Below are 22,414 nucleotides of genomic sequence, written 5' to 3' on the forward strand. Positions count from 1 at the left end.
GCCTTATTCCTCTTTGATCCGGGCGGAGGGCCGTAGCAACTCCCCTTTATATCGGGATTTTGTCTAAAAAATTTTAGCTTGAAAGCATTTTTATAAATTATGGATAAAATAATCGTGGAAGGCGGAAGAACCCTGTCCGGCGAGGTTCAGGTTTCCGGCGCGAAAAACGCAGCTTTGCCCATCCTGGCGGCCTCGCTTTTGGTGGACGGCTGGAATACCTTTTATAATGTGCCTGAACTCCAGGACATCAACACCATAGGCCTCTTGCTGGAGCATTTGGGCGCCAAGGTGGAAAAAGACGGCCATACCATTAAAATCGACGCATCCGGCCTGTGCGAGACCGAAGCGCCTTACGACCTGGTGCGCAGAATGCGCGCCTCGGTGCTGGTTTTGGGCCCCTTGACCGCCAGGCTGAAAAAAGCCCGGGTCAGCCTGCCCGGAGGCTGCGCCATTGGCGCCAGGCCCATCGACCAGCATTTGCGCGGCCTGGAAATGCTGGGCGCCACGGTGGAGCTTTCCCACGGATACGTGGAGGTGCAGGCCGAAAAATTGCGCGGCGCCGACATTTATCTGGACACCCCCACGGTCACAGGCACGGAAAACCTCATGATGGCCGCCTGCCTGGCCGAAGGCGTGACCATCCTGAGAAACGTGGCCAGGGAGCCTGAAATCGTGGCCCTGGCCGATCTCTTAAACCGCATGGGCGGCAAGGTGGAAGGCGCGGGATCGCCGGTCCTCACCATTACGGGCGTAGAAGCCTTGAATCCCGTGGAATTCACCATCATCCCGGACAGAATCGAAGCGGGCACCTTCATGGTCGCCGCGGCCCTCACCGAAGGGGACGTCCTGGTTAAGGACGCCGTGCCCGCCCACTTGCAGGCCTTGATCAGTAAACTCAGGCTGGCAGGCGCTACGGTGACTGAGGAGGGCAACGGAATCCGGGTTCAGGGAAAACGCCCCATTTGCAGCGTAGACGTAAAAACCCTGCCCCATCCCGGCTTTCCCACGGATATGCAGGCCCAGTTCATGGTTCTCATGACCACGGCCAAGGGCCTTTCGGTTATTGCGGAAACCATTTTTGAAAACAGATTCATCCATGTGAGCGAACTTGTGCGAATGGGGGCCAACATCTCCATTTCGCAGAACAGTGCAGTGATCCGGGGAGTGAAACATCTGTCCGCAGCGCCGGTGATGGCCACCGACCTGCGGGCCAGTGCGTCCCTGATACTTGCTGGTTTGATCGCCCAGGGAAGCACGGAAATCCACCGGGTCTACCACATAGACCGGGGATATGAATCCATCGAGCAGAAGTTCTCCCAATTGGGAGCCGCCGTCCGACGGGTCAAATAGCCTCCTTTTCCGCATTTGGGGAGGGCTTTCCAAAACCCGAAGTGCGGCGCGCCAAAATTTTTGCGCAATAAAACCCGGCCTGGCCTTGTCCAGGCCCATGGCCGGGCTGGCCCTGGCTCAGGGGTTGGGCGTCGCCGGCGGCTTCTTCCTCCCTGCCTGGGGCATAGCCCCCGCAATCTTCCTATCCATCCTTGCATTAGCCCTGCTGATAAAAGCCAAAGCGACTCCCGCCGCGGCCTGCCTTCCTATTATTTTTTGCGTAGGCTGGATTTCCCTCTTGCCCTGGACAGGCGCCCCAAACCCGGACGGGCATATAAGTTCATATGTAGACGCTGGACCCGCGACGATTACCGGAACCCTTGTTGAGCGGCCCGACCAGTTTAGCGACAGAACCCGGTTCGTGCTGCGAGTGGAAGACCTCAACTCCAGCGGCCCTCTAAAAGGCAGAATCAGGACGACGGTGCGGCCTCCGGCCCCGGAACTGGTCGAAGGCGCCAGGGTGCGGTTTAAATCGGACATCCGGTCTTTCAGGAATTTCAGCAACCCCGGCGGGTTCGATTACGTCCGTTACATGCGATTAAAAAATATCTTTGGATCAGCCTACGTGCGAGGCAAAGACAAGCTGGAAATCCTGGAGGCGCCGGACGGTTTTTTCACCCGAACCGAAAAAAGCCTGGGGAGGCTGATAGAGGAGTCCGCGCCCGAGTCCGGCCGCCCCTTGCTCCGGGCTTTGCTGTTGGGCGATAAAAAAGCCGTGGACCAGGACACGCGGGACCTTTTCGCCGATGCGGGCATCGCCCATTTGCTGGCCATATCCGGCCTGCACATCGGCATGGTGGCGGTGTTTGCGCTTTTTCTTTTCAAGTGGGTTTTGTCGCGTTCTGAAAGGCTGCTGCTTTCGGGCCGGTTGTTTCAAGTCAGCGCAGTTCTGACCATGGCGCCCGTGCTGTTCTACGGAATACTCACGGGCATGGCGCCCTCCACCCAGCGGGCGGTCATAATGGTGGGCGTTTTTCTGATGGCCTATGTATTCAACCGGGATTACGACTCGCTGAACACCCTGGGCGCGGCGGCCGTCGTCATATTGCTTTGGAACCCGCCGGCCTTGTTCGACGTGGGCTTTCAACTGTCTTTCACGGCGGTGTTCTGCATTTTATACGGCCTGAAAAAGATTCCGTTCAAGACCATCCCCATCACCTGGGGCGAAAAAGCGCGCCGCCGGATTTTGATCTATTTTTTGATCCCCGTCATCGCCCTGTTAGGCACGGCTCCTATTGTGCTTCATTATTTCGACCGGATTTCCCTAATTGGGCCGCTGGCCAATCTGATTGTTGTTCCTTTGATCGGGTTCGCCGTATTGCCTTTGGCCCTGATGGCCGGGTTGATCCATCCGATCCTGCCCTGGATGTCGGGAATTATGACCGCTGCGGCGGGTCATCTGCTTCAGTTTGTATTATTGTTATCCAAATGGCTGGCCGCCGTCCCCTTTGCTTCGGCCATGCCCGTCAAGCCCAACGCCCTGGAAATGGGATTGTATTACGCGGCCTTGTTCGCCCTGATAAACGTGAAGAAGAAGTGGGGGGCGGCTTTGCTTGCGATGTGTCTGGTAGGGGGGCTGGCGGATGCAGGATATTGGGCGCATCAGCGATTCGGGAGGGAGGATTTGCAGGTCACTTTTCTGGACGTGGGCCAGGGAAGCGCGATCTTGATGGAATTTCCCGGCGGGACTTGCATGCTGGTGGATGGAGGCGGGCTTTCGGCGTCCTCTTCTTTTGACACGGGCAGGATGATCGTGGCCCCTTTTCTATGGCAAAGGAAGATCCACGCCATAGAATACCTGGTCCTGACCCATCCCCAGCATGACCACGCCGGAGGACTGGGATACATAGCCGAGCGATTCCGCATTAAAGAGTTCTGGTCCAACGGCCAACCCGCGCCTATCCACGCATACGAGCATCTTACGGCGGCATGCGAACGAAAAGGCGTTTTAAGGCCGTCTTTGGGGGAACTGCACCGGCCCAAGTCCATCCAGGGCGTAACCGCCCGGGTTTTGCATCCGGCGCCGGGATTTGAGGCTGGATTGGGCGACGACGTGCAATTGAACGAGAATTCTCTTGTCTTAAAACTGTCCTGGGACGATCAATCCATCCTGTTCACCGGGGATATTGAAGAGCAAGGAGAAGCCTCGCTGTTGAAACGCTGCCCCCCGGAAATCCTGCACTCCACCCTGCTGGCCGCGCCCCACCACGGCAGCAGAACGTCCTCCACCCAGGCGTTTGTTGAGGCGGTCCGGCCTGAGCATGTGGTGTTCACTACGGGTTATAAAAACTGGTACGGCTTCCCCCATGAAGAAGTGGTGCATAGGTATGAAGAAATCGGAGCGAGGATGTACAATACGGGAACCCAAGGCGCCTGCACCTTTACCGCAGCAAAGGATCATTGGTCCGGCAAAGCGTTTATTGACTTGTCTCGTAAAGGAAAAAAGGCCGGCAAACCCTGACGCTACAGGGCGCAGGGATATCACGACTACATAAAATGTGATTTCAAGAAGGGCCGGCGGCTGGCCTGCTTTTTGTGTCAGCGCCCTTCCTGATATGGTAGTATGGGGTTGATTTATTTTTCAGGAAAGGAACCCTGCTTGAAGCCTCAAAACCCCGCAAGCCCGCCATCGCAAAAAGGCCCACGGCTGATTTTCGCCATGTGCAGCGCCCAGGTGTGCTCCATGCTGGGGGTTTTCGCCTTTCCCGCCTTGCTGCCTCATTTTCTCAAGCTATGGGGCCTGTCCAACAGCCAGGCCGGCTGGATCAACGGCGTCTATTTTATGGGCTACACCCTGGGCGTGCCCTTTTTAACCAGCCTGACCGATCGCATGGACGGCCGGAAGATCTACCTGACCTGCTGCCTGTTGGGATTTGCGGCCAATCTGGGCTTCGCCCTGGCGGTCAATGGATTCTGGTTGGCGCTTTTATTTCGTGCGCTTGCAGGCCTTGGTCTTGCCGGGACCTTCGTCCCCGGCCTGAAAGCTCTGATTGACCGGGTTCCCGAGCAGTCCCAGTCGCGGGCCGTGTCCTTTTATACGGCCAGCTTCGGCCTGGGCATGAGCATGTCCTTTTACGTCACGGGAAAAATTTTTTCCGTTCTTGGATGGAAAATGGCCTTTGCCGGAGCCGCTTTTGGGTCTTTGGCGGCTTTAATCATATCGTTTTTCATGCTGGCCCCCAGGCCGGCGCCGCGAATTGGCGACGGCGCCTCCTTTTGGGAAACATTCGACTTCCGGCCGGCCTGGAAAAACCGCCCTGCCCGCTCCTACATCCTGGCTTATATGTGCCATATGTGGGAGATGTTCGCGGCCCGGTCCTGGATGGTCGCGTTTTTAACCTTTTCCCTGACCTTGCAAAAGGGGCTGGAAAGTTACCCCGCGCCTACGACGGTTATGGCCGTAGCCGGAATCTTCGGCATGATAGCCAGCATCACCGGCGGAGAATTGGCGGACCGGTTCGGCAGGCGAAGGGTGGTCCGGGGGATCATGGCGATTTCGTGCATTACGGCTTTGACCATGGGGTTCGCCGTGCATCTGCCCTACCTTGCCGTTGCCGGGCTGTGCCTGTTTTACACCGTGTTTTTCCAGGGGGATTCGGCGGCCATACACTCCGGAGTGATCACCGCGGCCCAGCCGGAACGCCGAGGATCGACCATGGCGCTGCAATCCCTGGGAGGATTCGCCGCGGCGTCTTTAGGAACCGTGGCTTCGGGCTTCGCCCTGGATCTGACCGGCGGAGGGAATACGGCCTTTTCGTGGGGGATCGCCTTTGGAGTCATGGGGGCGACGGCGTTGTTGGGGAGTTTGTTGTTGAAAAAAGAAGATGCTTGAAAGATTGTCCGGACGCAGCCCTATTTATGTCACTCCGCCAGGGCGCTTTTGTTAAATGCGGCTTCCAGTTGCTCGAAAAGCCAGTTCATGTCCTTTTGGTGGCTTTCGGGAATTTCCTTGATGCGCTTTTCGGACAAGAAGGCCACCTCGGCCTTGCCCGTGGCGGACTTGCGGCCGTCAGGCCCCAGCAGCAGGGCGTCTATGGTCGCCCGTCCGTTTTCCGACTCGGACCGGAATTTGCCTTGCACGCGCACCTTGGAGCCCACGGGTATGGGGCGCAAATAACGGATGTTCAGACTGCGGGTGACGAAAAATTTTCTTTTCAGGGTGATGACGGTCCAGCCCACGATTTCGTCCATGAGCGTGGAAATGATGCCGCCGTGGACCAGATTTTCCCAGCCGGCCAGATTTTGGCCCAGAACCAGGTCCGAGACCACCTTATCCCCTTCCAGAAAAAAATGCATGTGCAGGCCGATGGGGTTGGCCGACCCGCAGGCGAAGCAATTGTAGCCCTCCAGGTTGGGCAAAGGGATGCGTTGGGTTTCTTCCATCTTGGCCGCCTATTTCCGGTCTGCAGCCTCCAGGGCCGCGTAAACGTCCTCCATAACCATGAGAGACGCTTTTTCCATGGCCTGGCTCATGGCCTTGGCAATGGACTCCGGATTCTTTTCATCCGCCTTTTGGGTCAGGCGGTATTGTTTTTGAAAAACTATCTGACGGGTCACGTCAGGCTCGTGCATTTTGACCAGGGTTACGCTGAAGCCCAAAACAGCCTCCCAGCTATCTTCGCCGTCCCGTTCGTAAAATTCCTCCACCACGCCTTCCAGGGTATGGGTCATCCTGAGGTTGGAGTCATAGGAAAGAACGGCTGTAAAGGCGCTCTGGGCTTTAAAATCCCTGGCCAGATAATAAGTCACCAGGTCCCCGGGGTTGGCCCTCCACCTGTGATAAGAGTAGGTGTTTCGCACAAAGGCTTTGTCCCGGTATATGATGGGCAGCATGTTGTAATCCGGAGAAACGGAAAAGCGTTTGATCATGATCACGTAAGGCAGGACTTCGGCCTTTTCCATTTTTGGGGATTCATATTCCAGAGTGTAGTGCGTGATGGGGGTTGCGGCGGTGCGCGAGATATTGCACGCCGGCAGCGCCCCTAACATCAACGCTGTACATATGATTGGAATTATTCTTCCGGGTTTCACGCGGATTCTCCTTGTTGGTTGACAAGACATTCTATCGTACGGAGCCCCCGCCATTTCCAACGCTTCGCGGCGAAGGCGGCTGGCCCAGCAAAATTTGCGCGGGATCCTGAGCCAGGCTGTCCAGGAGTCTGTTCAGGTTTTCCGTGGCTTTTTCCAGATTTTGCACCGAAACCAGCAAGTGCTGTTGCAGATGACTGAACTTGTCGTCCGTTCCGGCCACCAGATTTTCGCCTTCTTTAACCATGCTGGCTGCGGCCTCCATGGTCTCGCGCAAGGCGTCCATGGCAAGGGTCAGGTTTTCCTGGTTCTGAAGCAAAAGGCCGTCCAGCCTGCCCAGGGCGGATTCAGCCCGATTGAACATGGCGCGGGCGTCTCCCACGGTATCCTCCACTTCCGGCCCCACCTGCTGCACGGAAGCGAGAATGGCGTCCCAGCGCTCCGGGTCCAGGATGTTGTTCAATCGGTCCAGGGATTCCACAATGGACGAGGAAATGGCTTCCGTGTCCGTATTTTTAATCACCTTGTCCAGGGAGTCCAGATCCCGCTGCAGCCGGACGATAACGCCTTCCACGTCCATTTGCTCAAAACGGCTGAACATGGTCTCCACATTGCGGAACATCTGGTTGATTCCGGACAGCCGGGTTGGGATGACCGGGTAAGGCGGTTCAAAGGAAAACTCCTGTTTTATACTGGACGGGACCGGCTCCAGATCCAGTTCAATGAACATGATGCCGGTGATGCCCACGGACTTCAATTGCGCGAAAACGGGCTCTTCGGGGATGTCGCCTTTACGGATTTTAACCACCACCTCCACCAGTTTGCCGTCTGCGGCCACTTCGATGGACTGCACCGAGCCGATGGGCACGCCGCGATATTTTACCGTGGAATCCTGATCCAGGCCTTGGACGGATTCATCAAAGTACATGACATAATTTACGCCTTTTTCCAAATACCCGGACATGCCGACCCATATGACCACCACCACTGTTAAGGCGACGCCCGCAATGAGAAATAGCCCGACCATAAACTTGGTTTGTACGGAAGCCATGCTTGGTTGTCTCCATGCCCACAATGCAATGGATGTCAGTCGCAGACATCCTGCCCCGGCGGGTTGAAAAAATCCCTGACCAGGGGATGGGCGTTATTATTTTTAAGGTCCATAGGAGTTCCCTGGGCGATGATTCCCCGGGTTTCCTTGTCCAGAACGATCACCCTTTGGGCGACTGAAAAAATACTCCGCAACTCATGCGTAACCACCACCATGGTGGTTTTGAATATCTTGTTAAGCTGCAATATCAAACGGTCCAGTTCGGACGAGGTAATGGGGTCCAGACCGGCCGAAGGTTCGTCAAAAAAAAGAATTTTGGGGTTCAAGGCCATGGCCCTGGCCAGGCCGGCCCTTTTTTTCATGCCGCCCGAAAGCTCGGAAGGCAGCAGGTTTTCCGATCCGTCCAAATACACCATGGACAGCTTAATCCTAACCAGGCTGTCCACCGCGTCCTTGGGCAGATCCGTATGCTCCAGGATGGGCAGGGCGACGTTCTGCCCCACCGTGAGCGAGCTTAAAAGCGCGCTTCCCTGATACAGCACTCCGATGCGTTTGAGCAAGTCATGGTACTCGCTTGTGCTGCAGGTGTTAAGGCAGCAGCCGTCCACTAAGATTTCGCCGCTGATGGGAGGCAGCTGCCCGATCATGTGCTTGAGCAGGGTGCTTTTTCCGCAGCCGCTGCCGCCCACGATCATCAGGATTTCCCCCGGACTTACGTCAAAGGAAACGTCTTCCAGGATGCGGACGTCCCCGTACCCTGCAGTGAGGCTCCTAACGCTTATGATGGGCTCCTGAACCATGAATCAGCTCCAGTACAACTGGATGAATGCAAAAATGCAATCCCACAGAATAATGAGAAATATGCCCGAAACCACGGACGACGTGGTGGCCTCGCCCACGGCCGAGGAGCCGCCCTTGACCTGAAAACCGCGGAGGCAGCCGATCCAGGTGATTAAAAATGCAAACACAACGGCCTTGAAAAAGCACCAGTTGACCGCGTACATGCTCAGGCTGTCGATGGTTTCACTCAGATAATTCGAAAGGGTCAGGTCCAGGAAAACCACTCCGACAAGCAGCCCGCCCAGGATGCCGAACAGACAAGCGAAGACGGTCAGAATAGGCATGACGATCATGGCTGCAGTCATTTTGGGCATGACCAAAAAAACCACGGGGTTGAAGCCCATGGTGGACAACGCATCCACCTCTTCGGAAATCTTCATGGCGCCGATTTCCGAGGCAAAGGCCGAGCCGGAGCGGCCCGTGACTACAATGGCCGTCATGATGGGCCCCAACTCCCGGACCATGGCGATGGCCACCAGGGGCGCCACGTAAATATTGGCCCCGAACTGCTTGAGCTGCACCGAGGTCATGAACGCCATGATGAAACCCAGCAAAAAATTGATGAGCCCCACAATGGGCACCGCGTCCACGCCCACCTTGCGCATGGCCGTCAACATGTCGTCCCAGCGCATGGAAAAGGGATGGCGAACCACAATGGCGGCGCAAAGCAAAACGTCGCCGGTGAAGTCAATCAACTCCTTGGCGCCAAGCACTTTATCAATGATTGCTCCGCCCAGGGCGACAAAGGGATTTTCGTGTTTGGGCTTTTCCAGAGCAGGAGCGTTAATCAACCTTTGAAAATGAAGCAGGTCCAGCACTTCCCGCACACTGGGCCTGGCCGCCTCAATGGAGCAGGGGGAATTCACGGCGTGGGCGGCTTTATGCACGTGCGCCAGCAGCAGCGCCCCAAAGTCGTCCAGCCGGGTCACGTCCTTAAGGTCAATCACCAACTCGCCGGCGCAGCCTTTTTTTATGGCTTGGCGTAAAGGGCCGGCCAGTGCAAAATAGGCGTCCTGGTCCAAGGGCCCGTGCAGTCGCAGGATAGAGCCTTTGCCGTCGTTGTCTTCGATGGTGAACGTGGCTGCCAGAGTATTCATCCTTAGAATGGCTTTTATCCGCTTTTCAGAATACTTTCCAGTTCCTCTTGAATAAACTGGAGACGCTCCAATCCGTGGTCTCCGTCCTTTTCCTTAGCCAATCGCTCGTTCAGCGTTCTGCGCAACTCCCGGATATTTTTTTCCATGCTCACGATGACGTTGTTCATCTCCGCATAGTAGTCCGGCTCCATATCCTCTTCTTGTTCCGGAAGCTCATAATCCACGGCTTTGGGAGTGAGGAGGATGGATTCCCGCCATCTGGGCACATGGGTTTCCAGGCCGTATTTCTCCTGGATTTTTTCCGCCAACACCTTGCAGGCCTCGGGTTCGCCATGGATGGGAAAAACCTTGGGCTTGGATTCCGCAAAGTGGCCCACCCACCGCAACAGGTCTTCCTGGTCCGCATGGGCGGAAAAACCGCCGATGGTGTGGACCTTGGCCTTTACGGCCACGGTTTCCCGGAAAATCTTGACCTCAGAGGCGCCTTCCACAATCCGGCGGCCCGTGGTCCCCTGAGCCTGGAATCCCACGATGACCAGGCTGGAGCCCGGCCTCCACAAGTTGTGCTTAAGATGATGCTTGATCCTGCCGGCCGTGCACATGCCGTTTCCGGCCATGACAATGGCGGGGCCGGGCCTCTCGTTGATGGCGATGGATTCCGCCGTACTGGGCGTAAACTTGAGGTTGGGCAAGTCCAGGGGGTCGAAGCCCTTTTGCACAATGGCCATGGCTTCTTCGTCATAATGCTTTTTGTGCTTGCGGAAAATCTCCGTGGCCTTGATGGCCAAAGGGCTGTCCAGATAGATAGGCATGTCAGGCAGTACGCCGGCGCGGTGGAATTCGCCCAGAATGTATAGGATTTCCTGGGTGCGCTCCACGGCGAAAGCCGGAATGACAACCTTTTCGCCGTTTTCGTAACTGTATTTGATAGCCTCCAGAAGCTCCTGGCGGCTTTCCTCGTGGGATTTATGCAGCCGGTTGCCGTAAGTGGATTCCATGAACAGGAAGTCCGCGGCGAAAACCTCGTAAGGGTCTTTGATGATAAGCTGCTCGGGCTGGCCGATATCCCCGGAAAATACGATTTTCATTTCCTGGCCGTCGTCCTCGATCCACATCTCCAGGATGGCCGAGCCCAGAATGTGGCCGGCGTTCCGCAAACGGATCTTGACGCCCATATTCAGTTCCAGCATTTCGTCCCGATTCTGGGGCTGGAAATGGGAAAGGCTTCTTTCGGCGTCCGGGGTGGTATACAGGGGTTGGATGTCTTTGCTGCCCCTGCGCTTATTTTTCCGGGTTTGCCATTCGGCGTTCATCTCCTGGATGTGCGCCGAATCCAGCAGCAGGATTTCCGCCAGATCAATGGTGGGAGGGGATGCAATGATCTTTCCTTTGTATCCGTCCTTGATCAGTTTGGGAATGCGGCCGATGTGGTCAATGTGCGCATGCGTGACAATCACCAGGTCGATGTCCGCGGGGTTGAATCCCCAGCTTTCCCAGTTGCGGGCTTCCATTTGTTTGCCGCCCTGAAACAGGCCGCAATCCACCAAGATTTTTCTGCCGTCCGAGGTCTCCACCAAATGGTTGGAGCCAGTAACTCCGCCAGCGGCGCCCAAGCATGTAACTCGTACCATTGTTTGCTGCCTTTCCTTTACAATATATGCCATAAGTGCACGAAACCATACCGCGTAACCCGCTCTTTTGCAATGGCAATGTGCGTATTCCGGGGCGCCTCCTTATTATGGCTTTGACAGTTTGACGCCCTTCCGATAAATAGTATCCAGCCGCAGGACTTGGTCGGACTTGAAACTGGAGCGGACTGACCCATGACCTATTATGAAATCCTGGGCGTTGAAAAAAGCGCCACGGAGCAGGAAATAAAATCAGCCTACAGGAAAAAGGCCTTTGAATGCCATCCGGACCGGAATCCTGACGACCCCCAGGCTGAAGAAAAATTCAAAAAGGTTTCAGAAGCTTATGCAGTTCTCATGGACGAGGACAAGCGCAGGCAGTATGACGCCGCACAGGCCTTTGGAGGATCCGGCGGAGGATTTTCCTACTCCCAGGAGGAAATCTTCCGGGACATGTTTAACAATCCCCAGGCCAGCCAAATTTTTCGGGATCTGTTCAGGGAATTCGAAAACGCAGGGCTGCGAACGGACCCCCAGTTTTATCAGCAGGTGTTTTTCCGCGGCGGCCCTTTGATCATAGGCGGCGCGATTTTGTTGGGAGCCATGAGCGGCGTGTGGAGGGAGCTTTTCGCCGCCGCATCCGGGGGAACCGGGGCCGCGGCCAGGACGGCCGTGAAAACCAAGCCGGGAATCTTGTCCAAAATAGGCCAGAAGGCCGGAAGATATCTGTTAAAAAAGGCCATCCAATCCAGCCAGAAGACCATGCTGGATTCCAGCGACATCACCTACAACCTCACCGTCAGCCGGGAGGAAGCCCGCGCAGGCAAGCAGGTGGAGCTGGCTTTGCATCACACCAGCGCCCGGGAAATCCTCAAGGTGTCCATTCCCGCCGGAGTCAGGGACAACACCCGCCTCCGCCTCAAGGGCAAAGGCCGCGTATCCCCCGTCGGCCGGGGCGACATGTACGTCCTGGTTAGAGTGGCGTAGGCAATTATCCATTCAGCATTTCAGAATAAAATACGCTCGCGCCATAAAAAGTATATGCTTTCAATTAGTTATATCCAATACACCTTTGGACTGAAAACTCTATATATCGCAATAACGGCTTAGACGCATCATCCGTTATCTGCTATAATTACCCAAATTTTTAGATAAAAACAGTCTATGCCATGTAGGTTGGATGGTTCTGCGCCGTAAATTTTTATACCGACGCCAAGGTGGAGTTCCAGGTGGATGAGGCTTTTTCACCAGGACGGCAAGCGCGCAGGTTCATCCAACTGTTCGCACGTTGGGTGAACCTGCGTTCGGCTGCATTATTCAATGGCGCTCCTGACGGATTTCTTAACACAACAGGACCTGCTCGAAATTTATGGACGCAGAACCACCCAACCTACAAAAAAGCAACAATTTAAGATAGTTATAATCACAGACAAAATTAGGCGGACTCAAAATGAAATATCGGCGGGTGAAAATAAAGGGCGGAGCTTATTTTTTTACTGTCGTCACTCACCAAAGATCCCCCATTTTTTCCTCCGAGCAAAATATTAAAATCCTTAAAGAATCCTTTAAATGCGTAATGGTCGACCGCCCTTTTGTGATTGATGCCTATGTGATCCTGCCAGACCATATGCATTGCATTTGGACCTTACCCAAAGGAGATTCCGACTATTCCACCAGATGGCGGATTATTAAGGGATTTTTTACACACGAGTTTTTTAACGGATCAAGCGTAAAAGGGGAAAAGCAAACGATTTGGCAAAAGAGATTCTGGGAACATGCAATCAGGAATGAGGAAGATTTCATTAAGCATGCTGACTACATTCACTACAATCCTGTAAAACACGGCTATGCGGAAAAAGCCCTATACTGGCGGCATTCAAGCCTTGCAAAGTTCCTCCAAAACAAATCCTACCAAAGTGATTGGGATGAAGGTAGACTGCGCAGCCTTGACAATCTAAATATTTCAGATTGAACCAAGTAATAACACCTCGTATTTCCAGACGTATCTGCTCGGATGCGGCGGAATGATTACCGTAGATGGCAACCGTGATGACGCACTCCCGGAAACAAGGACCCGCGCCATGCAGAGGTCATGACATTGAATCAACGCCGTTTTTTAAAACCGGTATTGAAACTGAAGGGAGCCGCCTAAAGAATCTTCGATGTCGTAGATGAACTGCTTGTCCCCGTCATCATTGTAAAGGTCCATCTCGCTGTTCAACCACCAGGACAGACCAAGGGCGACATTTATGCTCGGGGTCGGAGTGTATTCCAGGGAAAGGCCGGGCGAATATCCGCTCAATCCCACGTAGCCTTCCGGGTAAACCGGGCTGTCGTCCCTCAGCTTATAGATTCCCCCGGTGGCCAACTGATAGGTTCGGCTGTCCAGGGCCAGGCTTACTTTTGCAGCCCATTCCGGAGAGAACCTGTACCCGGCGCTCAAACGGGGCCAGCCTATGGATGCAAACACCCCGTTATTCCTGCTGTTTCCGTAATCGTAACCAAAACTGATGAATGGCATCACCGTGGTTTCAATATCATTATGGCCCAAGCTTAGGCCGGCCCCTACTCGGAGCTTGGAGCTAAAGCTGTAGCTTAGCCCGCCGCTGAGGCTATAGGATGGCAGGCCCATTTCCTCCTCAAAGGTCGACGTGATTCCGGCGCCCAGCAGATATCCCCATTTGTCGCTCATTTTTCCGCGATACCTGGCCGACAGCCCGATCTTGTTAAGCTGGGACCAGGGATCGTTCACGCCGTCGCCGAAAGGCAACAGATCCACCCTGCTCCAGTTAAACCGGCCTTGGGCCGCATGGACGGTGAAGTACTTGTACGAGGCTTCCACACCCGCCATGGCCACGGAATAGGAGCCCTGGCTCGACTCAACCGAGGACTCGGAAAGATAGGCTGCATCCAGTTTAAGGGTCGGCCCGGTGGGCGGGCCCTGGGCGAATAATGCGCATGTGGGAGATAGAATCAGGATCACGGCCAGGGAGGTCAATTTCAGAATTTTAATCATATTCCGCCTGTGTTTATGCAATCAATTTAGGAGTAGATAGGATCTGAAACACTGTCTTACATCGTAAACGCTAATTCTAACCATTATTAGTCTATCATGCGCTTTTCGTCCATGTATTTTGGGATAAGGGTAAAAAATCCATGCCCTTGCCCATGATATTATCATGAGCAACGAAAAAAAGGGCCTGATTCTTGCGAATCAGGCCCTTGTATTTTCTGGTAGGCACGATTGGATTTGAACCAACGACTTCTACCGTGTCAGGGTAGCGCTCTCCCCCTGAGCTACGTGCCTTTATATGGACAGCTTCTTACACGCGCCCGGAGCTCATGTCAAGCTAAATGGCGCAAAAATCCCAATTTTTCCCTAACAAAAGATCTCCTGGCGCCCCGGCCTTGCCGCACGGCTGGCAACCTGGCCCGGCGGCCTGGTTTCGCGCCTTAGTTACCGGGCAACTCCTCCAGAATTCCGGGCGTTGGGGCCGGTTCGGGATCTTTGGGAATGAGCTGCAGGTCCATCTGGCTTTCGCCGATGTAGCTCACATGCACGCTAAAGCGGTCAAAGGCCTTCAGGGTCAGGTCCCTTGCCAGCTTCTGGGGCATGCCTTTGTATTCCACCATAAGCAGGGCTTCCCGGTCGGTCATGCCTTTGGGCAGGACGCGGGTTACGCCTTCGGTGTCGCTTTTCAGAGCATTTCTGAAAGCCACGAAATTAGCCAGCGGAGAAATGCCCGAGACTTTCATCTCCAGAGTGACCGGCCCCTGGGGCTGGGTCTGGTAAGCCGCCGCAAGGCCTATGGCCAATTCCTGAGCCGCCTGGGTTGAAGCCTTGGCGATGGCGTCCCTGCTGCCGGTCTGATCATTGTCCGAAACCACGGAGGCCACCTGGGAAGAGGCTGCAATGCGCTCCCCCGTGTCTGCGTTTACGGCCTGGATTGTCACCGAAGCCTCGTAGGAAGCCATGTCGGTTCCGGGAATGGCCGTGGCGTTTTCCGCGGAAACCTCTCCGAATATGACCACCTGGGCCTGGGCGTTTTTCGCCAGCCTCATGGCCGAGGTCAGGTCAAAGCGTTCGGGATCGAATTGAGGCTCGGACACCATGGCGCGGATGGAGTCCCGCCCGTCCACGGAGGGGAAGCCTTTTTCAGCCAGGCCCCGGGCCATGACCGTTTCAGAGTACGGCGTCAGGTTTTGAGAAACCGCCTTGCCCCACCAGTGCCTGGGCGTCTGCTGTCCGAACTCTTTCTCGTTGACCAAAAAGAGCAGCACGGGCAGATCCGCCTGGGCCGCCAGGGCGCCGCCGGCCCTGAGCGCGTCCTGAATGGCGTTGTGATCCACGCGCACCCTGGTCATGATGCGCAAATGGGTGGAATCCTGCGCTTCCGCCAGCACCTGGAATCCCTGCACAAAACTTTCCGTTTTGGCCAGGACCAGTCGGTTCACCGCGTCAAAATTGGAAGCCAGCACGTCCGGGGGAACGATTTCCGAGACCACTTTGGTCACGGCCATTTCAAAGGAGTCTTCCGTGGCCGCTTCCCGCGCGTTGCTGACTTTTCCCTGATAAATCCTGGAAACGCCGATGGCTTCCACCGCTTCCATGGAGTCCATGGGCTCCTGCGCCTGAGCCATGCAAGGCGTTGCGGCAGGTATCGCGCCCAGGGCCGCTATGAGCAGGAACAGCGTTGCAAACCGTCCGAAAAAAGTAATTGTTCGTGATTTCAAAATATTCCCTCACTTGTAAATGCGTTGCTCATCCCTAAACCTCTATGATAGCGTATCAAACGTCAAAGGAAAAGAATCTTTTTCGTCTCCCCTTGCCAAGCGCCCTGGCATCACGTACAAATGGCCTAATTATGAATTGACTGGAACCAGGATTGCTTATGGCCGGAATCAGCGTTATCATCCCAACATTCAATCGGGCGGGACGAATAGAAAAGGCTGTGGAGTCCGTCCTGGCGCAGGATTTCAGGGATTTTGAGTTGATTGTGGTGGATGACGGGTCCGAGGATGACACCCTGGAAATCCTGAAAAGCTATCCCCAAGTGCACGTGCTGCCTCAAAAACGGCAGGGCGTGAGCGCGGCCCGCAACCATGGGGCGGCCGCCGGCTCAGGGAAGTTGATCGCCTTTCTGGACTCGGACGACCTTTGGCTGCCGTCCAAGCTGACCGTCCAGGCGGATTTTTTTGCAAACAATCCCGAAGCGCTCATCTGCCAGACAGGCGAAACCTGGATCCGCAGAGGCAAACGGGTGAATCCCCGAAACCGGCATGAAAAGCCTTCGGGCCAGGTGTTTGAACGCTCCTTGGAGCTTTGCCTGGTCAGCCCGTCGGCGGTCATGATGCGCCGCAGCCTGTTTGACGCCATGGGCGGATTCGACGAAAGCCTTCCGGCATGCGAGGACTACGACCTCTGGCTTAGGATCGGATGCCGCCATCCCGTGCATCTGATCGACGAGCCTCTGGTCATCAAGCACGGAGGCCATGAAGACCAGCTTTCCGCCATGCCCGGGCTGGACCGGTACCGCATCGCCTCTTTGGTCAAACTGCTGGAAAACCAGCCTTTGACGGCGTGCCAACGCGCAGCCGCCGCAGCCGTTTTGCAAAAGAAATGCCGCATATACGCCAATGGATGCGCCAAACGCAGCCGCATGGAGGAGGCGGAATTTTATCGAGCCGTGGCCCGGCATTACGAAAACGAACCGCCCCAAAGCCAAGCCAAAAAGGAGAACACCCCGCCATGATAAAAGAATCCAGCAAATGCGCTCTGGTGATCATCGATGCTCAGGAACGCCTTATGCCCGTCATCGCCAATAACGAAGCAATCGCCAAAACCATGCAGGATCTTGTGCGGTTCGCCAATATCATGGAGATTCCCGTCCTTGTCACCGAGCAGCAGAAGCTGGGGCCGACCCTGGAGGAAATCAGCGGGCTCATCAAGGATTTTCAGCCCATATCCAAGATTTCGTTTTCTTGCTTTGACTGTGAGGAATTCTCCGCAGCCCTGGATAAAACAGGCGCCGACACGCTCCTGATCGCCGGCGTGGAAGCCCACATCTGCGTATGCCAGACCGCCCTGGACGCCTTGGGGCGTTATGACGTGCACGTGATTGCGGACGCGGTTTCCTCCCGCACGGATTTCAATCTGCAGGCGGCCCTTGCCCGCCTTCGCCAGGAAGGGGCGACCGTCACCACCAAAGAAATGCTGTTTTACGAAATCCTGAAAAAAGCCGGAACGCCCCAGTTTAAGGAAACCCTCAAGCTGGTGAAATAATTTAATAGAATGGAGTCCAACATGGCCGTATATCTTGTTCAGCACGGAAAAAGCCTGCCCAAGGACCAGGACCCGGATCAAGGCCTGGCGCCCCTGGGCATAGAAGAGTCGGAGCGCATTGCGGGCGTGGCCGCCGGGTATGGGGTCAAGGTTTTGCAAATCCGGCACAGCGGCAAAACCCGGGCCTTGCAGACCGCCGAGATCTTCGCCAAGGCCCTTAATCCGCCCGACGGCGTGGAGGAAACCACGGGATTGAAGCCCATGGACGACGTAGCGGCCTTTGCGCCTATGTTGGAGGACAATCCGGGCTTGATGATCGTGGGCCACCTGCCTTTCATGGAGCGCATGGCTTCCTATTTAATCACCGGGAACCCGGACAGGCCCGTGTTCCGCTTCCAAAACGCCGGCATCGTTTGCCTGGGCAAGCATCCTGACACAGGAACCTGGGTGGTCAAATGGGCGCTCATGCCCAACGTGGGTTAGCTTGATGACGCTATTGATAGGAACGTCGGGCTGGACCTACGATTGCTGGAAAGGGGCTTTTTACCCGGAAAAACTGGCCAAGACCAAGTGGCTGCCCCATTACTGCACCTTGTTCAACACGGTGGAGGTCAACGCGACCTTTTATCGCACCATCAAGGATTCCACTTACGAAAAATGGCGAGAGACCACGCCCGAGGGCTTCACATGGGCCGTCAAAGCCAGCCGATACATCACCCATGTAAAAAGACTGAAAACGCCCGAGGAGACGGTCCCGCGCTTTTTGGAGTCAGCGAGCATCCTCAACGAGAAACTGGGGCCGATCCTGTTGCAGCTTCCGCCCACCCTGGCCTATGAAAAGGAAGTCGCCCGGGACTTTTTCCAGTTTCTGCCAGAGGGGTTCCGCTTTACCCTGGAAACCCGTCACGACTCCTGGCTGGATGACGGGCTTTTCGCCCTTTTGGAGGAGCACAACATCGCGTGGTGCGTTTCGGACACCGCCGGCAAGCACGCCTGCGTGGAGGCGGCCACGGCGGATTTTGTGTATCTCAGGCTGCACGGTTCCCAAGAGATTTACATGTCCTCGTACACGGATGAGGAACTGGAGCATTGGGCGGAGCTGGTTGCGGGCTGGAATCGGGACGCCTACATATACTTTGACAACACCATGACGGACGCCGCCGCCAGGAACGCCTTGCGGCTGAAAGAGTTGATGGGGGTTGACGATTAACAGGAGGGGGAGCATGGACATAAAAAACAAGAAGGCAATGGTGACGGGGGCGGCCAGCGGAATTGGCCGGGCGACTGCCATGGCTTTGGCCGCCAAAGGGGCCGTTGTTTTTATCACGGACATCAATGAGGCAGGCTTAAAGCAAACCGCAAAGGAAATTGAAAGCCGGGGCGGAAGCGTGGGCCTTGCCAAAGCCCTGGATATTTCCGATTACGAGGCGGTCAGCGAATTCGCTCAAGAGATTCATCAGGAATACGAGGTGATGGACATTCTGGTGAACAATGCGGGCGTGGCCCTGTTCGCTCAGCCCCAGGATTACACCATGGAGGACTGGCGCAGGATCATCGACGTCAACCTTTGGGGGGTGATTAACGGCATCCAATGTTTCATGCCGGAGATGGTCAAAAAAGGCCGGGGCGGGCACATTGTAAACGTGTCATCCACCGCCGGTTTGTTCGGCCTGCCCTGGCACTTGGCCTATTGCGCCTCCAAACACGGAGTCGTGGGGATCAGCGAAGTTTTAAAATACGATCTGCACAAGCACGGCATCAAGGTGACGGTGGTTTGTCCGGGGGCGGTGAACACGGGCATTCTCGAAAGCGTTCAAATTAAAGCGCCGGTTTCGGGAATAGATAAATTAAAGGATAAGTTCCGCAAGATAGCGTTAACGCCTGAGAAGGTAGGCGGCCAGATAGTCCGGGCGATAGAGAAAAATCAATACATGCTTATTACGTCCGGGGACATAAAAGCCTTATACTTTTTCAAGACCAAATGTTTCCTGGTCTACCATGGGATCATGCGTCTGATGACCCGTATAATGGATAAAGGCCTGGGGATCGGTTGAGTCCCCAGGCCAGCCGGTTTATTCGGTGAAAAAATCAGTTTTGCTTATTCAGCTTTTACGCTGTGGCAGCCATTGCAGCTTTTGGGGCCGTTGGGAAGCAGGGCGACCTTGTCCTTATCGGATTTGCCCTTGTTTTCCTTTTTGATGTCTGTATTTTTACGGCCGATTTCAGCGTGGCAGTCGCGGCAAAGTGCATGATACGCGGACTGATAGTACATGATGTAATCTTCTTTGGCCTCTTTCCTGCTGATGTATTCCGTCGCGTCATGGCAATCCATGCAGGCGTTGATGTCGCTGTATCCGTCCCACATATGATGGCATTCCATGCAGGAATAGCTGAAATGGTCGGCGTGAGGAAAACGAACATCAGCAAATTTGGCTTCCACGTCTTCGGGCGGCGTCAAAATCATGGTCTGAACGGGCGCGCAAATTTCCCCCTCATCCGATTCCACGCGATACTCCGCATGAACCGCCAAACCGGAAACCAGCAGAAGAACAACTGTAATCATTAGCAAACGGCTTTTTTTCATCCCTAATCACTCCCCTGACTTCAGGCGACCCATTCGCGGGCCGGTTATTTTGTATTACACACCGTTTAAACCTTTTTTATCCACGGCACCAGATTTACTCAATCGGGCACGATACACTAAAGAAAGGCCGCGGTCAAACGTCCGGTTCAATTATATGGCTATCCAGGAAACGAAGTATGCGATTAGGCGCCCTTTTGGGGTATTCCAAATGCACAAAATGGGTTCCGAGCCAGAATCTCAAGGTATATGCATTGACCAGCCTGCGCCGAATCCGGCGGGAGAGATACGCTGGAATCAGCGGGTCCAGGTCCCCCCAAACCACCAGGGCCGGATGCACGATCTCGGGCAGATTGTGGTAAGTTGAGTGCGCGTCCAACTCCTGGAACAGCCTGAGATAATTATTAAAGCTATCCCCCAGCACATCATCGGCGTACTGCTGGAGCACCTCCGTAAAATAGGGGCTTCCCCGCAAGGTGGAATATAAGGAGCCCACGGCGCCCGTAATTTTTTTGTTGGTCGCCACCTTGCGGATCAGTGAGGCCGACTCTTTTCTGCTTTTCAGGGTCTCTATGATAATATGAAGGAAGTCCGCCATGTACGGTATGCGAAAAAGAGGCTGAAGGCCGGTGGACAGGGTGTGGCCGTACGTTCCGTTGATGAGAACCAGCTTTTCCAGCCGGTCGGGGAATAAATGGGCGAATTCCAGGGCCACCTGGACCCCCATGGACCATCCGATAATGTGGACCTTGTCCACCTTTTCCTTATCCAGGATGGATTTCAGGTCTTCCGCGTGGTCCAGGATGGAAAAGCGGCGGATGCTCTCCTGGGTCTCCGACTGATACAGGCCCCGGTAATGCCATGTTATGACCCGGTACCTGGGCAGGATGACGTTCAATATAGGCGCCCAGGCGTACAACCTGGCGCCCAGGCCGTGGGCGATGCACACCACGGGTTTTTTCTTGTCGGTTCCCAGGGTCTGGTAGCAGATGCTCACCCCATCCCTGGTCTTCAACGATTTATTGACAACCTGCCCCTGCCAAGGATACTTCTCCTCCTTCATGGATCCCCCCCCAAATGGTTTGTTTTTCAAGGCGTTATATTGAACTGATCCAATATGTTTTAACAAAAACGCTCGCGGGCCCCTCATTTCCCGGCGGTCGCCTCCATGACATCCCTCAAACTACGTTTTTCTTTATATATCAAGCTGTAAATAATGGTCAGCAAGAATAAAAGCGCCACGGATACGCTGAACATTTCGCAAAACGCGCCGGGCTGAAAAAAGGCGATCACCCCCAATACCGGGCAAAAAGCGCAGATCACGCCAATGGTTACGGCGAACTTGCCGCCCTTTAAAAAATACGGCGCCAAAAACAAAAAAGCCATGGACAGAGAGCCCCACTTGATCCAGGTCAGCACGTGCAAGGCCGCCAGGTCCGCCTCGATTTCCATGGTTTCCAGCCCTCCTGCTATAGCGAAAAGCCGCAGGTTTTCCAATGCGTCGCCCATCAGGGCCAGGGCAGCCAAGCCGGCGGGGACGTAATAAATCTTTTGACCCGTGCGTTTGGCGATTTTCATGCTGAAAAGCGCAATAAAGGCCGAGTACAGGACCATATAGACGTAATCCAGCAAATTGCCCAGGTCCATGGACCGGACCATGGCCTCTCTTTCGGGAGAGCCGGCCGGACCGAACAGGGTTTGGACGTCCCTGGCGCACTGCGCAAATTCAAAGGCGATGATTGGGGTGGCGAAGCCGTCCGGCATGCCCGGCGCCTTGGCTGGAAACACAAAAAGCAGGGCCGTGCTCATGACCGCCACCAGCACCCCCACAACCCCGATCCTTGCAAATGGTCTGGTCATAGTTTTTTCTCCAAATGAATCAGCATAACATCAAGGCCGGAAGGATTCTTGCGGACTTCCAACCTCACCGGTTTGAATCCCAAGGAGGGCCATTGGGGATTTTCGGAGGCTTTGCGCGAAACACCCCCTTATTACCCAAGGCGGCGATGACTATCAGCCCGCTTATAGCAACAAAACCAATGCCGCTGCCGCCAACCATGGTCCAGGCAAATAGCGAAGAGGCGAAAAAGGCTGCAATGAGGACGGACAAACTAATAGCCGCCTTGAAGCCCGCCGTCCACAAGAACAGGGGAACCCCGGATTTTTTCATGCGTAATATGTTTATACAGCCAATAATAACGCCTATACTGACGAGGGCTTCCAGGATGTACGCCGCAGTTAAAAAGCTAAGAAACCAGTCCGGAATTTTTCTCATGGACTTAAACATGTTTTCCATCTGCTTCATTTGGCGTTCCGTATACGCCGGCATTCCGCCCTGTTCTTGCATCCGCTCCATTTGCTGGGGAAATTCTTTCTGAAAGTCTTCGGCCATTTTATCCCCCAATTCCTGGAAGAGCGGGATAAACGCCAATTGCACGGTTCCCAATATGCTGAAGATCGCCAAAATAATGCCGACAATGCCCACCGCCGTGGCCCAACCGGGTCTGTCCATATCCC

22 protein-coding genes and 1 tRNA gene are annotated in these 22,414 nt (G+C 55.0%); 10 read left to right on the forward strand and 13 right to left on the reverse strand.

Translation table 11 applies throughout. The features are described from left to right. Positions 1-99 precede the first annotated feature (99 nt). The 3 genes from murA to G491_RS0115985 all read left to right on the forward strand — a co-directional run bounded on the left by murA (position 100) and on the right by G491_RS0115985 (position 5,221). Positions 100-1,350 carry a UDP-N-acetylglucosamine 1-carboxyvinyltransferase gene (gene murA / locus G491_RS0115975; RefSeq protein ID WP_028315316.1) on the forward strand — a complete coding sequence of 417 codons (1,251 nt, stop codon included), beginning with the start codon at positions 100-102 and terminating at the stop codon, positions 1,348-1,350. An 85-nt stretch (positions 1,351-1,435) separates the two neighbouring features. Beyond that, a complete protein-coding gene (locus G491_RS0115980) occupies positions 1,436-3,850 on the forward strand; it encodes a DNA internalization-related competence protein ComEC/Rec2 (RefSeq protein ID WP_169829449.1) in 2,415 nt (804 codons plus the stop codon). Positions 3,851-3,988: 138 nt separating this feature from the next. Beyond that, positions 3,989-5,221, forward strand: a complete 1,233-nt coding sequence (locus G491_RS0115985; protein ID WP_015947545.1) for an MFS transporter — start codon at positions 3,989-3,991, stop codon at positions 5,219-5,221. Positions 5,222-5,250: 29 nt separating this feature from the next. On the opposite strand, the gene G491_RS31080 is transcribed toward G491_RS0115985, so the two are convergent. The 6 genes from G491_RS31080 to G491_RS0116015 are packed head-to-tail and all read right to left on the reverse strand — an operon-like array spanning position 5,251 to position 11,036. Further along, complete coding sequence (locus tag G491_RS31080; RefSeq protein WP_051327302.1) at positions 5,251-5,772, reverse strand: PaaI family thioesterase; 522 nt, start codon at positions 5,770-5,772, stop codon at positions 5,251-5,253. Positions 5,773-5,781: 9 nt separating this feature from the next. After that, positions 5,782-6,420: an ABC-type transport auxiliary lipoprotein family protein gene (locus G491_RS0115995; RefSeq protein WP_169829450.1), complete on the reverse strand. Its 639-nt coding sequence runs from the start codon at positions 6,418-6,420 to the stop codon at positions 5,782-5,784. 31 nt (positions 6,421-6,451) lie between these two features. Then, positions 6,452-7,468, reverse strand: coding sequence for an MlaD family protein (locus G491_RS0116000; protein ID WP_028315319.1), 1,017 nt, complete (start codon positions 7,466-7,468; stop codon positions 6,452-6,454). Positions 7,469-7,503: 35 nt separating this feature from the next. Next, positions 7,504-8,268, reverse strand: a complete 765-nt coding sequence (locus G491_RS0116005; protein ID WP_028315320.1) for an ABC transporter ATP-binding protein — start codon at positions 8,266-8,268, stop codon at positions 7,504-7,506. 3 nt (positions 8,269-8,271) lie between these two features. Continuing rightward, on the reverse strand, positions 8,272-9,405 hold the full coding sequence (locus G491_RS0116010; protein ID WP_015947550.1) for an MlaE family lipid ABC transporter permease subunit: 1,134 nt from the start codon (positions 9,403-9,405) through the stop codon (positions 8,272-8,274). Positions 9,406-9,419: 14 nt separating this feature from the next. After that, positions 9,420-11,036, reverse strand: a complete 1,617-nt coding sequence (locus G491_RS0116015) for an MBL fold metallo-hydrolase RNA specificity domain-containing protein (RefSeq protein ID WP_028315321.1) — start codon at positions 11,034-11,036, stop codon at positions 9,420-9,422. Between the two features lie 192 nt (positions 11,037-11,228). On the opposite strand from G491_RS0116015, the gene G491_RS35530 reads away from it, so the two are divergent. Continuing rightward, positions 11,229-12,020, forward strand: coding sequence for a DnaJ domain-containing protein (locus tag G491_RS35530; protein WP_015947552.1), 792 nt, complete (start codon positions 11,229-11,231; stop codon positions 12,018-12,020). A gap of 463 nt (positions 12,021-12,483) precedes the next feature. Then, positions 12,484-13,005: an REP-associated tyrosine transposase gene (locus tag G491_RS0116025; RefSeq protein WP_028315322.1), complete on the forward strand. Its 522-nt coding sequence runs from the start codon at positions 12,484-12,486 to the stop codon at positions 13,003-13,005. 144 nt (positions 13,006-13,149) lie between these two features. Here the strand turns inward: G491_RS0116025 and G491_RS0116030 are convergent, their stop codons facing one another. From G491_RS0116030 to G491_RS0116045, 3 genes are all read right to left on the reverse strand, one after another. After that, entirely contained in the window at positions 13,150-14,049 is a 900-nt protein-coding gene (locus tag G491_RS0116030; RefSeq protein ID WP_028315323.1) for a TonB-dependent receptor, read from the reverse strand. A gap of 216 nt (positions 14,050-14,265) precedes the next feature. Next, a tRNA-Val gene (locus tag G491_RS0116040) sits at positions 14,266-14,340 on the reverse strand. 146 nt (positions 14,341-14,486) lie between these two features. Continuing rightward, the gene (locus tag G491_RS0116045; RefSeq protein WP_157468338.1) at positions 14,487-15,767 is read right to left on the reverse strand and encodes a hypothetical protein; all 1,281 of its coding nucleotides are present in this window, start codon (positions 15,765-15,767) and stop codon (positions 14,487-14,489) included. 158 nt (positions 15,768-15,925) lie between these two features. Here G491_RS0116045 and G491_RS0116050 point away from each other — a divergent pair, with 158 nt between their 5' ends. The 5 genes from G491_RS0116050 to G491_RS31085 are packed head-to-tail and all read left to right on the forward strand — an operon-like array spanning position 15,926 to position 19,370. Further along, the gene (locus G491_RS0116050) at positions 15,926-16,786 is read left to right on the forward strand and encodes a glycosyltransferase family 2 protein (protein WP_028315325.1); all 861 of its coding nucleotides are present in this window, start codon (positions 15,926-15,928) and stop codon (positions 16,784-16,786) included. Next, the gene (locus G491_RS0116055; RefSeq protein WP_028315326.1) at positions 16,783-17,316 is read left to right on the forward strand and encodes an isochorismatase family protein; all 534 of its coding nucleotides are present in this window, start codon (positions 16,783-16,785) and stop codon (positions 17,314-17,316) included. Before G491_RS0116050 ends, G491_RS0116055 begins: the two co-directional genes overlap by 4 nt. Positions 17,317-17,337: 21 nt before the next feature. Next, positions 17,338-17,799 (forward strand): phosphohistidine phosphatase SixA, encoded by a 462-nt coding sequence (gene sixA, locus G491_RS0116060; protein WP_028315327.1) that lies wholly within the window; start codon positions 17,338-17,340, stop codon positions 17,797-17,799. A gap of 4 nt (positions 17,800-17,803) precedes the next feature. Then, positions 17,804-18,526 carry a DUF72 domain-containing protein gene (locus G491_RS0116065; RefSeq protein WP_028315328.1) on the forward strand — a complete coding sequence of 241 codons (723 nt, stop codon included), beginning with the start codon at positions 17,804-17,806 and terminating at the stop codon, positions 18,524-18,526. 13 nt (positions 18,527-18,539) lie between these two features. Then, the gene (locus G491_RS31085; protein ID WP_035219102.1) at positions 18,540-19,370 is read left to right on the forward strand and encodes an SDR family oxidoreductase; all 831 of its coding nucleotides are present in this window, start codon (positions 18,540-18,542) and stop codon (positions 19,368-19,370) included. 44 nt (positions 19,371-19,414) lie between these two features. Here G491_RS31085 and G491_RS0116075 read toward each other — a convergent pair whose 3' ends face one another. The 4 genes from G491_RS0116075 to G491_RS0116090 all read right to left on the reverse strand — a co-directional run bounded on the left by G491_RS0116075 (position 19,415) and on the right by G491_RS0116090 (position 22,409). Continuing rightward, positions 19,415-19,900 (reverse strand): cytochrome c3 family protein, encoded by a 486-nt coding sequence (locus G491_RS0116075; RefSeq protein WP_028315329.1) that lies wholly within the window; start codon positions 19,898-19,900, stop codon positions 19,415-19,417. 133 nt (positions 19,901-20,033) lie between these two features. Beyond that, complete coding sequence (locus tag G491_RS0116080; RefSeq protein WP_028315330.1) at positions 20,034-20,960, reverse strand: alpha/beta fold hydrolase; 927 nt, start codon at positions 20,958-20,960, stop codon at positions 20,034-20,036. An 83-nt stretch (positions 20,961-21,043) separates the two neighbouring features. Continuing rightward, the gene (locus G491_RS0116085; protein WP_028315331.1) at positions 21,044-21,757 is read right to left on the reverse strand and encodes a hypothetical protein; all 714 of its coding nucleotides are present in this window, start codon (positions 21,755-21,757) and stop codon (positions 21,044-21,046) included. A gap of 64 nt (positions 21,758-21,821) precedes the next feature. Continuing rightward, positions 21,822-22,409: a hypothetical protein gene (locus G491_RS0116090; protein ID WP_015947581.1), complete on the reverse strand. Its 588-nt coding sequence runs from the start codon at positions 22,407-22,409 to the stop codon at positions 21,822-21,824. Positions 22,410-22,414: the final 5 nt, after the last annotated feature.

Source organism: Desulfatibacillum aliphaticivorans DSM 15576 (assembly GCF_000429905.1).
GTDB lineage: Bacteria > Desulfobacterota > Desulfobacteria > Desulfobacterales > Desulfatibacillaceae > Desulfatibacillum > Desulfatibacillum aliphaticivorans.

Coding starts and splice junctions, on each gene's coding strand:
- G491_RS35530 (WP_015947552.1), top strand. CDS start 11,229: ATGACCTATTATGAAATCCTGGGCGTTGAAAAAAGCGCCACGGAGCAG.
- G491_RS0116030 (WP_028315323.1), bottom strand. CDS start 14,049: ATGATTAAAATTCTGAAATTGACCTCCCTGGCCGTGATCCTGATTCTA.
- G491_RS0116010 (WP_015947550.1), bottom strand. CDS start 9,405: ATGAATACTCTGGCAGCCACGTTCACCATCGAAGACAACGACGGCAAA.
- G491_RS0116005 (WP_028315320.1), bottom strand. CDS start 8,268: ATGGTTCAGGAGCCCATCATAAGCGTTAGGAGCCTCACTGCAGGGTAC.
- G491_RS0116080 (WP_028315330.1), bottom strand. CDS start 20,960: ATGAAGGAGGAGAAGTATCCTTGGCAGGGGCAGGTTGTCAATAAATCG.
- G491_RS0116075 (WP_028315329.1), bottom strand. CDS start 19,900: ATGAAAAAAAGCCGTTTGCTAATGATTACAGTTGTTCTTCTGCTGGTT.
- G491_RS0116000 (WP_028315319.1), bottom strand. CDS start 7,468: ATGGCTTCCGTACAAACCAAGTTTATGGTCGGGCTATTTCTCATTGCG.
- sixA (WP_028315327.1), top strand. CDS start 17,338: ATGGCCGTATATCTTGTTCAGCACGGAAAAAGCCTGCCCAAGGACCAG.
- G491_RS0116025 (WP_028315322.1), top strand. CDS start 12,484: ATGAAATATCGGCGGGTGAAAATAAAGGGCGGAGCTTATTTTTTTACT.
- G491_RS0116050 (WP_028315325.1), top strand. CDS start 15,926: ATGGCCGGAATCAGCGTTATCATCCCAACATTCAATCGGGCGGGACGA.
- G491_RS31080 (WP_051327302.1), bottom strand. CDS start 5,772: ATGGAAGAAACCCAACGCATCCCTTTGCCCAACCTGGAGGGCTACAAT.
- G491_RS0116065 (WP_028315328.1), top strand. CDS start 17,804: ATGACGCTATTGATAGGAACGTCGGGCTGGACCTACGATTGCTGGAAA.
- G491_RS0116055 (WP_028315326.1), top strand. CDS start 16,783: ATGATAAAAGAATCCAGCAAATGCGCTCTGGTGATCATCGATGCTCAG.
- G491_RS0116085 (WP_028315331.1), bottom strand. CDS start 21,757: ATGACCAGACCATTTGCAAGGATCGGGGTTGTGGGGGTGCTGGTGGCG.
- murA (WP_028315316.1), top strand. CDS start 100: ATGGATAAAATAATCGTGGAAGGCGGAAGAACCCTGTCCGGCGAGGTT.
- G491_RS31085 (WP_035219102.1), top strand. CDS start 18,540: ATGGACATAAAAAACAAGAAGGCAATGGTGACGGGGGCGGCCAGCGGA.
- G491_RS0116090 (WP_015947581.1), bottom strand. CDS start 22,409: ATGGACAGACCCGGTTGGGCCACGGCGGTGGGCATTGTCGGCATTATT.
- G491_RS0116015 (WP_028315321.1), bottom strand. CDS start 11,036: ATGGTACGAGTTACATGCTTGGGCGCCGCTGGCGGAGTTACTGGCTCC.